The following is a 9,391-nucleotide window of genomic DNA, read 5'->3' on the forward strand; positions in this document are numbered from 1 at the left end:
AAATGTGCGAAAAATTTTATACGTTATCGACAAAAACCGAGCGCCTCAAGGCGTTGCGTCTGGCACGCGAAGCCGAAGCAGGTGTTGCAACGCGCAAACCGCGCAAGGCCCGCGTCTCCTGAGCCCAATCCGGGATCATAAGTTCAAAGCGTCAAATGTGTCCTGCAGATCGCCTTTTGGCCTGCATGCCGGTAAATAAAATTCGTTTATATATTTGAATGAAAATATATAAATATTAATAGTGTTTTTTTGATATTTCCGCATAAATGATAGTTACAGGGTAATTGAAATTTAGTGTTCTTTTTACTGTAGAGAATTATTCCAATTTAGTTGGGGGCTCAATTGTCGAGCGAAACGGCATCCGTATCCGAGCCGCATCCGGACCTTGAGGGGGACCGGAAATCAGACGTCCGGCGCGTTCTCGCTGCCGGAGCCGTGGGCAATCTGCTGGAATGGTTTGACTTTGCGATATACGGGTTCATGGCGCCGTTCATTGCGGCCCGTTTTTTTCCGGCATCCGATCCCCTCAGTTCGCTGCTGGCGGTTTATGGAGCGTTTGCTGCCGGATTTCTGGCCCGGCCCATCGGGTCTGCCATTTTCGGCCATATGGGCGATGCCGTGGGCCGCAAATACATGCTCATCGTTTCGATCATGATGATGGGCGTGAGTACGGCCGCCATCGGGCTGCTGCCAGCCTATGACCAGATTGGCCCGGCTGCTGGCGCGTTGCTTGTCATCATGCGCATTGTGCAAGGGATTTCCGTGGGCGGCGAATACAGCGGTGCGTCCGTTTTTCTCGCGGAACAGGCACCGGTGGGGAAACGGGGACGCTACGCAAGTGTTTCCAACATCAGTTGCATCTTGGGGTTTCTGATCGGCTCGGCCATGGTTGCGGTCATGACACATCTTTTCTCCGCTGACCAGATATCGGATGGCTTGTGGCGCTATGCTTTTTTGTCGGGCGCCATCATCATGATCGTCGGGTTTTTCTTGCGCCGTTCCCTGGACGTGCCAGAGGCCGCCCGTCCGGAGGATGGCGGCAAACGGCGTGTTTCGCCGGTCGTGGCGGCAATCCGGTTTCATTGGAGAGACATCCTGCAGATTGGCGGTCTGGCCCTGTCCAGCAATGTCGGCTTCTACATCCTGTTTGTCTTTTCCGTCACCTATCTAACCACCCGCATGCATGTGCCGGCCTCTTCGGTGATGGATATCAACACGCTCGGCCTGGTTGTGCTTACGGCCTTCACCTTCGTGGGCGGCTGGCTGGGCGATCTGTTTGGCAGGAAACGAATGCTGATCCTGTCAAATGCGGCCTTGCTTGTTCTGACCTTGCCGTTGTTTTGGCTTGTGCATCATGCTGACGAATTCCTGGTTTTCTGGGGGTTTTTGGGATTTGCGGTTCTTGTCGGAATGCTGCTCGGTCTCAATCCGGGCATGATGGCCGAAATCCCCGAGCGCCATGTCCGTGTCAGCGTTTTGTCGATCGGCTACAATCTTGCTGTCGCGCTGTTTGCCGGAACGTCCCCCGCTGTGGTCACATACCTTCTGCAGCAAACCGGCAACGACTTCTCCCCGGCCTATTATCTGATGTTTTTCACATTTCTGGCGCTACTAGCAGCGATCAGGGTCCGGAAAAACGGCCAAGACCTCACATGATGGTTTTCCGGCAATCCTGAACCGGTGACAGCGCATTTTCTGCGCCGGTCACCGAATGGGAGGCCCGCTTTATGCCGGCAGCGGAACGGAAGCGGGAGATCGGATTGCATCGGGGTGTTCAAAGACGTTCACTTCGCGCAAAGCATCGAGAACCGACGCGATATCATTTTCCGACACCTGAAAATGCTGGTGGGCCTGGCTCTTGCCGCAAATGACCGGCGTGTAGTGGTGCTGCTTGAGGCGTGACATCCAGAGATAGGAGCTCTGGACGTAGTTGGCCGGAAACAGCTCGACCACTTGGCCACCTTCCTGAGTGAAAAGCAGATTTGTAAGACCGGCCCCGTGCGCGCCGACAATTACCTTCGCCTCGTCGAACAGCCTGACCTGTTCGGCATGGCTCATCGTGCCGGGGATAATCCGTTCGAAGCCAAGCGGTTCAAGGCGCTGCCAAAGATCCTGTTCATTCTGAATGCGGCGGATCTTTGCGTCGTCGCGTGCAACATAAACCTTGCGCCATGGCGTCTTGCACGGCTTGATATTATAGGCTGCCTTGTAGGCGGTGCTGATCCTGTCGCCCCCCTGCTCGGTTTGCGGTGAACGAAAGCGGCTGCCATTGCGTGACTTGATTGTGTAGCAGATGTCGGCTTCGATCCTTTCATTCGGCCCGACTTCCTCAATGCGCAGAAACTTATATTTTCTCTCCAGATAGGTGTAGATACTTCTTTGGATGGAAGAAATATCTTCACGCACAAGCGCCGTAACAGCTTCGCGTTTCGTCTGTCTTTCAAAGAACGCAAGTTGTTCATCCAGATCGGTTGCAAGGAAGTTGTAGTAGTGCTTGTGGCCCTTGTGGTAGCCAAGAAGGTTCAGGACAGGTCCATCAATCTTTCTGCGGCGCAATTTTCCAAAGCGGGCCGTGTTCTGGCCGGGCCGGTGAAGATTGTACGGGCCATCCAGCAGGACCGTTTCACCGCTCTTGCCGAGGATTGCACAATTCCGGAACCGGTAGACATCGATCGTTGCGTTGCCTTGCCGGACAATCTTGTCCGGAAAAGTCATCGTTTCGATGTTCCCGTGGGTCTTGATGAAGCGCAGATCCTGATCCCCGAGTTTCGCCTTGCTTGTTTCGTGCAGGCTCTCCACCAGGAAAGAGTTTTTCATGTCCCACGGAAGCACAGCCGGGAAGAAATTGTATCTTTTGGCAACAGCCGGGAAAATTTTTGCGACTTTTGATTGAATGGCGAATCTAATCTGCCTGCTTGTCGGAACCCATCGGCGCCACGGCGGAGCTTGTCTCATAAACGAATCTCACAACTTTAAGTTTTGTAAGATCCATAATTTTTACAATTATTTCTGTCAATGAGCGCTTGAAAATAAACAGGAAAACAAACAGTTGATTTGAGTGTAAGACAGTGAGTTACGGGCGGGAGCTTGCGCCTGGCTGGACTCGCGACTCTTGATGGAGATGGAGATTGTCTTCAGAAAGCTTGCTTGTCCGGCTTCCGTTGGGCGAAAAGGAAACTTGGTCTTTATTGAAAGAAAACTTTTTTCCTCGGTTTGGATAAGTGGCAGCAATGAAACCTATTCGCGAATTCCAGCTGGACGATCTGCCCGTGCTTTTTGCCATATCAATAAAGACCGGCCTTTCGGGCGGTGATGCATCTCATCTCTATCTAGATCCAAACATGATCGGGCACATCTATTCGGCGCCCTATGCCGTCCTCGAGCCACGGTTTGCGTTGGTTGTCGAAGACCGGCAAGGCGTTGCAGGCTTTGCGGTCGGAACAATCGATACGGAAGCCTGGGAGGACCGTCTGGAACGGGAATGGTGGCCCCGTCTGCGCAAGCTCTATCCCGACCCCGCTGGAAAGCCTCGGGAGGCGTGGTCAGCCGACGAGCGCAGGGCTTTCATGATCCACCATCCAGCCAGGACACCTGAGTGGGTAGATCGGCATTACCCGGCTCATGTGCACATAAACCTCTTGCCGCGTGCCCAAGGTGCTGGTGTTGGGCGGCGTCTTTTGAATTCGTGGTTATCGCTTGCGGCGGTACACGGCAAAAAACGAATCCATGTCGGTGTAAACGCAGCGAATGGGCGCGCAATCCGCTTTTGGCAGCGAAGCGGTTTTGAACGGCTGGACCATGCTCTGCCGGACAATGGACGCAAAATCTGGATGGGATATGCTTTGGACCAGTAGTGTTTCCCGGTGTTCTTATGAGCCGAAACACGATCCCAGCGTTTTTTGTTGGAGATGGCTCGGGAGCCTTTCTCAACGCACCACGGTGATCCGCTCCGCGGCACGTGTCACGGCCGTGTAGAGCCAGCGGTCCCTGTGTTCGCGAAACGCCCAGCTTTCGTCAAACAGCACCACATCGTCCCATTGCGAGCCCTGCGCCTTGTGCACGGTCAGCGCATAGCCATAGTCGAACTCGTCGGCCTTGCGGCGGATGGCATAGGGGATCTGTTCCGCGCCGTCCTCGAACATGGACGGCAAGACCTTGACCTTCACCGTCTGCTTGCCCGCCGCCTCGTCTTCCGGGGTGACGTCAAAGCGCAATGTGTTGCCCTGTGGCGTGCGCAGGCGCTTGACGTTCCACAAGCCGCCATTCAACAGCCCCTTGGTCTTGTCATTGCGCAGGCAGACGAGCTTGTCGCCGACGGCAGGCATCGGCGTGGTGAAGCCTTTCAGCTCGCGGATGCGGCCATTGTAAAGCCGGCGGGTCTTGTTGGTGCCGACCAGCACCTGATCGCTGTCAAGGATCTGGCCCTTGTCGATGTCGCGGCGGCCGATCACCCGGCTTTCGCCATAGTCGCCATAGTCGAGCTTGCCGCCCTCCCGGATGGTCATCGACATGCGCACGATCGGATTGTCCTGCGCCTGCCGGTGGACCTCGGTCAGCATCACGTCGGGTTCCGCCTCGGTAAAATATCCGCCGCCCTTGACCGGGGGCAGCTGCGCCGGATCGCCAAGCACCAGGACCGGCGTGCCGAAGGACAGGAGATCGCGCCCCAGCTCCTCGTCGACCATGGAGCATTCGTCGATGACGATCAGCTTGGCGGTGGATGCCGGGCTGTCCCGCTTGATCGCGAATTGCGGACCGCCGTCGTCGTCGTCGTCTTCCGTGTCGTCTTCTTCCTTCGCCGAGCGCGGCCGGTAGATCATCGAGTGGATCGTGCCCGCATCCTCGCAGCCCTTCTGGCGCAACACATGGGCGGCCTTGCCGGTGAACGCGCCGAAACAGACATCGCCGTCGATCCCTTCGGCCAGATGCCGGGCCAGCGTGGTCTTGCCGGTTCCGGCAAAGCCGAACAGGCGGAACACCTGCCGGTCGCCGCGCTTCAGCCAGCCGGCCGTTTCCGAAAGTGCCTGTTCCTGTTCCGGCGACCACGCCATGTGCCCGATTCCCGTTTCGTTCCTGTTGCTGCGCGGTTGCATAGCGCGTTTTGGGCCAAGGCGCCAACCACCCTTTGGACAAAACTGGAACAAGGCGCCATGAAACCGGAACCTGCGCCGGTTCCGCCCGTATCCCGCACGACAATCCGGCTGTTTGTCCGCCTAACCGATTGTGGCCGCTCAAACGTTTACAGCACTGCCAAGGGGTGCTTAACTGCCGCAACGTCAGAAAAACCGGGAGGTTCGGATGCGGACGGGACTCGTCGCGGGACTGCTCACTGTAATCACCATTTCAACCACTGGTTATTCTCAGGAGTTCGACCTCAATCCGGACCAGCTCCGTGACGTCTATCCGGGCAAGGCCTATTCGCCCTATGCCGGACGCAGCTTTCCCGAGCGGCCTTTGTGGGGCGACACCCATTTGCATACCGGCCAGTCCATGGATGCGGGCGGGTTTGGCGCCCGTCTCAGCCAGGAGGATGCCTGGCGCTTTGCCCGGGGCGAGGAAATCACCGCGTCGTCCGGGCAGCCCGTGCGGCTCGCGCGCCCGCTTGACTGGCTGGTCATCACCGAACACTCCGACGGCATGGGTCTGATCACCGACATTCTCGACGCAGCACCCAATGTCACCCAGTACGAACAGGGCCGCAAATGGTCGGACGGTTACCGCGCCGGGGGACAGGAAGCGGTCGAGGCAACCATCGACCTGATCACCCAGTTCGGACAGGGAACGGTCACCCCGGACCTGTTCGAACAGTATCAGCCCGGTGCAAGGCGCTATGCCTCGATCTGGTCGGACAATCTGAAGACCGCCGACGCCTTCAACGATCCGGGCGCGTTCACGGCCATGATCGGCTTTGAATGGACCTCGCTCGACAAGGGCCGCAACTTGCACCGCAACGTGATCTTCCGCGACGGTGCCGGCCGGGCGGGCCAGGTGGTGCCTTTCACCCAGACGCCGCCTTTCGGCAGTCAGGACCCTCTGGATCTTTACAAGTGGATGCAGGCCTATGAGGACAAGACCAATGGCGCGGTGCTGGCGCTTGCCCACAACGGCAATCTGTCCAACGGCATCATGTTCCCGGTCGAGGAGCAGTTTACCGGACGGCCGGTCGACCGCATGTATGTTGAGCAGCGGGCCAAGTGGGAACCGCTTTACGAAATCACCCAGATCAAGGGGGACGGCGAGGCCCATCCGTTCCTCTCGCCCAATGACGAGTTTGCCGATTACTACAATTGGGATGTCGGCAATCTGGACCTGACCGAAGCCAAGACCGACGGCATGCTGGCAGGCGAATATGCCCGCGAAGCCCTGAAGAACGGTCTGGTTCTGGAGGAAACCTTCGGCACCAATCCGTACAAGTTCGGCTTTTCGGGCGCCACCGACAGCCATACCGGGCTGGCGACCTTCGAGGAGGACAATTTCTTCGGCAAGCACACCGGTTACGAGCCGTCACCGGAGCGTCTGACCCATCCCTTCGTCAAGACCGACAAGGGCGAATTGTTCGCCTGGCAGATGGTGGCGGCCGGTATTACCGGTGTCTGGGCCCGAGAAAACACCCGCGAAAGCATTTTTGACGCCCTGCAGCGCAAGGAAGTCTTTGCCACCACCGGCCCGCGCATGGCCGTGCGCCTGTTCGGCGGCTGGACGTTTGACGAAACGGATCTCGACACCCGCAATCCGGCCTTTGCCGGCTATGGCAAAGGCGTTCCGATGGGTGGTGACCTGTTGCCGAAACCGGACACGGCAGAAGCGCCGGCATTCATGGTCTATGCGTTGCGCGATCCCATTGGCGCAAATCTCGACCGGATCCAGATCGTCAAGGGCTGGCTCGATCAGGAGGGCCAGACGCGGGAACAGGTTCATGACGTGGTCTGGTCGGATGAGCGCGTCCGGGGAGACGACGGCAAACTGCCGCCGGTGGGCAACACGGTGGACATTGACAATGCAAGCTGGAGCAATTCCATCGGCGCGTCCGAACTGGCGGCCATCTGGACCGATCCGGACTTCGACCCTGCCGAACGGGCGTTTTACTACGCAAGGGTGATCGAGATCCCGACACCGCCCTGGTATCTTTATGATGCCTTCCGGTATGGCGTCGGGATACCGGAAGGCGCTCCGCTCACCCAGCAGGAACGCGCCTATACGTCGCCGATCTGGTACACACCACCCGTCTGACCGCCTTGGGTTTCTTCGGGCCGATAGGCTAGCTTTTGTCACAAGATCATGTTTGTCAGGGAGTGGATACCGGTGCCGATACTTGGAAGAATCGCGAGAGAGCCCCTGATCCATTTTCTGGTGATCGGGGCGGTGATTTTCGGTGTGTTCTATGCCGTGTCACCGGAACCGGCGGAAGGGGAAACCGAGGGCGTCATTGAGGTGACGCCGGAACAGATGCAAAGGCTGGACGCCGAATTCCGGGCCATCTGGCAACGCCCGCCCACAGGCGGCGAGCAACAGGCCATGCTCGACAATTTCATCAAGGAGGAGGTGCTTGTCCGCGAAGCGCTTGCGCTTGGCCTTGATCAGGACGACACGGTGATGCGCCGGCGGCTGGTGCAGAAGATGGAGTATCTGGCCGTTGCCGAGGCCCGCGGCCTGGAACCGTCCGAAGACGAGATCAAGGCCTATTACGAGGCCTATCCGGACCGGTATCAGGCCCCGGCGCGGCTGTCCTTCGAGCAGATCTATCTGGGTGAAAAGCCGGATCCGCAGCTGCTGGCAGAGGTGCGCTCCGCGTTGCAGGAAGGAGCGGCTCCCTCCACCCTCGGTGCCGATACGCTGCTGCGGTTTGATATGGACCTGTCCGGCCGGGCCAAAGTCGACGCCGTGTTCGGCGGAGGGTTTTTCGGGGAGCTCCTGCCCAGATCCGGCAATGTCTGGCATGTCAATGTCCCCTCCGGCTTCGGCTTTCACATGGTTCGGATCACGGACCGCGAGGCCGGAACCCCCCGGCCGCTGGAGGACGTCCGGCAACAGGTGATTTCAGACTGGACACTCGGCCGCATGCAGCAGATGAAACAGCAGAAATATGAGGCCTTGCGGGCGCAATACCGGGTCGAAACCCCGCAGGCCGCCACGGCGCCCGAAGCGGTGGCAAACCCGGAGAACCCGGCATGAGGGGCCTCTGGCATCTCGTGGCCTTGCTGGTCCTGTTGGCGGGCGTGCCCCTGAAAACCGCCCATGGCCACGCGCTTGAGCCGGGGTTCGGTTCTCTGGAACAAATTGGCGGTGACACGTGGCATGTGTTCTGGCGCCAGCCGGATGTGGCGGGCCGCGCGATGCCGATCCGCCTGCAGCTTCCCGGAAACTGCACGCCCCGAACCGGTCCGGACCCGAGAGCCGCCGGCGGGGCCTGGGAAAGCACCTGGGTTGCGACCTGCCCGGACGGACTTGCAGGAAAGCGGCTTGACGTGCTCGGCCTTCAAAACACCCGGACCGATGCCCTGTTGCATGTGGCGCCGCTTGGAGCGCCGCCCCAATCCCTGCGGGTCACGGCCCTCGATCCGGCCACGGTCGTTCCCGCGCAACCGGACAGCTGGAGTGTCCTGAAAACCTACAGTGTGCTCGGGTTCGACCATATTCTGGAAGGCTGGGACCACCTTCTGTTTCTGTTTGCCCTGATCCTGTTGATCCGCGATTTCTGGCGCCTGATTGGTGCCGTGACGGCCTTTACGGTTGCCCACAGTCTGACACTTGCGGCCACCACCTTCGGCTGGGTGTCGCTGCCCTCGGGTCCGGTCGAGGCAATCATCGCGCTGTCCATCGTGTTTCTTGCCAGCGAACTGGCACTGGCCCGTCCGGGCACACTCAGGCTGTCCCAGTCCGCCCCCTGGCTGGTGACCTTCGCCTTCGGATTGTTGCACGGGATGGGGTTTGCGGGTGCCTTGCGCGAAATCGGCCTGCCGCAGTCGGATGTGCCGCTGGCGCTTCTGGCCTTCAATCTCGGCGTTGAAGCCGGCCAGATTGCGTTCATTGTGGTGATTGCCGCCGTTTTTGCCCTGGTGTCGAAGGCCTTGCGCCACCGCGACATCCTGAGCGCGCGCCCGGCCGTTCTGCCGCTTGCCTATGTCATCGGCGGATGGTCGAGCTTCTGGTTTATCGAACGGGTCGGATCGTTTTTCGCCTGAAGGGGATGTCTGCTGCACTGTCAGGGAGAAGGATCACCGGCGTCCGGATCAGCGCTGTCCGTGCCGCGCTGGCTGCTTGTCCTGAAGAACGGCTGATTAAGGAGGGCGCCCGAAAAAACTCTCTCAAAGAAATCCAACACCACCCTTTACGAACCTATACTCCCTCCCGTGCCTGCTCACACGGGCCTTCAAGGGACCGTCCCTTGAAG

Annotated in this window: 7 protein-coding genes; 5 read left to right on the forward strand and 2 right to left on the reverse strand. The window is 58.9% G+C overall.

The features are described 5' to 3' along the window. The first annotated feature begins 342 nt into the window (after nucleotides 1-342). Nucleotides 343-1,656, forward strand: a complete 1,314-nt coding sequence (locus E1297_RS06815; protein ID WP_196223226.1) for an MFS transporter — start codon at nucleotides 343-345, stop codon at nucleotides 1,654-1,656. A gap of 69 nt (nucleotides 1,657-1,725) precedes the next feature. Here the strand turns inward: E1297_RS06815 and E1297_RS06820 are convergent, their stop codons facing one another. Further along, nucleotides 1,726-2,817: a DUF563 domain-containing protein gene (locus tag E1297_RS06820; protein ID WP_196223227.1), complete on the reverse strand. Its 1,092-nt coding sequence runs from the start codon at nucleotides 2,815-2,817 to the stop codon at nucleotides 1,726-1,728. Between the two features lie 413 nt (nucleotides 2,818-3,230). On the opposite strand from E1297_RS06820, the gene E1297_RS06825 reads away from it, so the two are divergent. Next, entirely contained in the window at nucleotides 3,231-3,854 is a 624-nt protein-coding gene (locus E1297_RS06825; protein ID WP_155135586.1) for an N-acetyltransferase, read from the forward strand. Between the two features lie 72 nt (nucleotides 3,855-3,926). On the opposite strand, the gene E1297_RS06830 is transcribed toward E1297_RS06825, so the two are convergent. After that, nucleotides 3,927-5,051, reverse strand: coding sequence for an ATP-dependent RecD-like DNA helicase (locus tag E1297_RS06830; protein ID WP_155135589.1), 1,125 nt, complete (start codon nucleotides 5,049-5,051; stop codon nucleotides 3,927-3,929). A 247-nt stretch (nucleotides 5,052-5,298) separates the two neighbouring features. Here E1297_RS06830 and E1297_RS06835 point away from each other — a divergent pair, with 247 nt between their 5' ends. The 3 genes from E1297_RS06835 to E1297_RS06845 all read left to right on the forward strand — a co-directional run bounded on the left by E1297_RS06835 (nucleotide 5,299) and on the right by E1297_RS06845 (nucleotide 9,182). Then, nucleotides 5,299-7,230 carry a DUF3604 domain-containing protein gene (locus tag E1297_RS06835; protein ID WP_155135592.1) on the forward strand — a complete coding sequence of 644 codons (1,932 nt, stop codon included), beginning with the start codon at nucleotides 5,299-5,301 and terminating at the stop codon, nucleotides 7,228-7,230. Nucleotides 7,231-7,302: 72 nt separating this feature from the next. Continuing rightward, complete coding sequence (locus E1297_RS06840; protein ID WP_155135595.1) at nucleotides 7,303-8,172, forward strand: peptidylprolyl isomerase; 870 nt, start codon at nucleotides 7,303-7,305, stop codon at nucleotides 8,170-8,172. After that, the gene (locus E1297_RS06845; RefSeq protein WP_155135598.1) at nucleotides 8,169-9,182 is read left to right on the forward strand and encodes a HupE/UreJ family protein; all 1,014 of its coding nucleotides are present in this window, start codon (nucleotides 8,169-8,171) and stop codon (nucleotides 9,180-9,182) included. Before E1297_RS06840 ends, E1297_RS06845 begins: the two co-directional genes overlap by 4 nt. Nucleotides 9,183-9,391 lie beyond the last annotated feature (209 nt).

This window comes from Roseibium sp. RKSG952 (assembly GCF_009711355.1).

Excerpts from the sequence above, each read along its gene's own strand:
- E1297_RS06820 (WP_196223227.1), bottom strand. The coding sequence starts at position 2,817 with ATGAAAAACTCTTTCCTGGTGGAGAGCCTGCACGAAACAAGCAAGGCG.
- E1297_RS06825 (WP_155135586.1), top strand. The coding sequence starts at position 3,231 with ATGAAACCTATTCGCGAATTCCAGCTGGACGATCTGCCCGTGCTTTTT.
- E1297_RS06830 (WP_155135589.1), bottom strand. The coding sequence starts at position 5,051 with ATGGCGTGGTCGCCGGAACAGGAACAGGCACTTTCGGAAACGGCCGGC.
- E1297_RS06835 (WP_155135592.1), top strand. The coding sequence starts at position 5,299 with ATGCGGACGGGACTCGTCGCGGGACTGCTCACTGTAATCACCATTTCA.
- E1297_RS06845 (WP_155135598.1), top strand. The coding sequence starts at position 8,169 with ATGAGGGGCCTCTGGCATCTCGTGGCCTTGCTGGTCCTGTTGGCGGGC.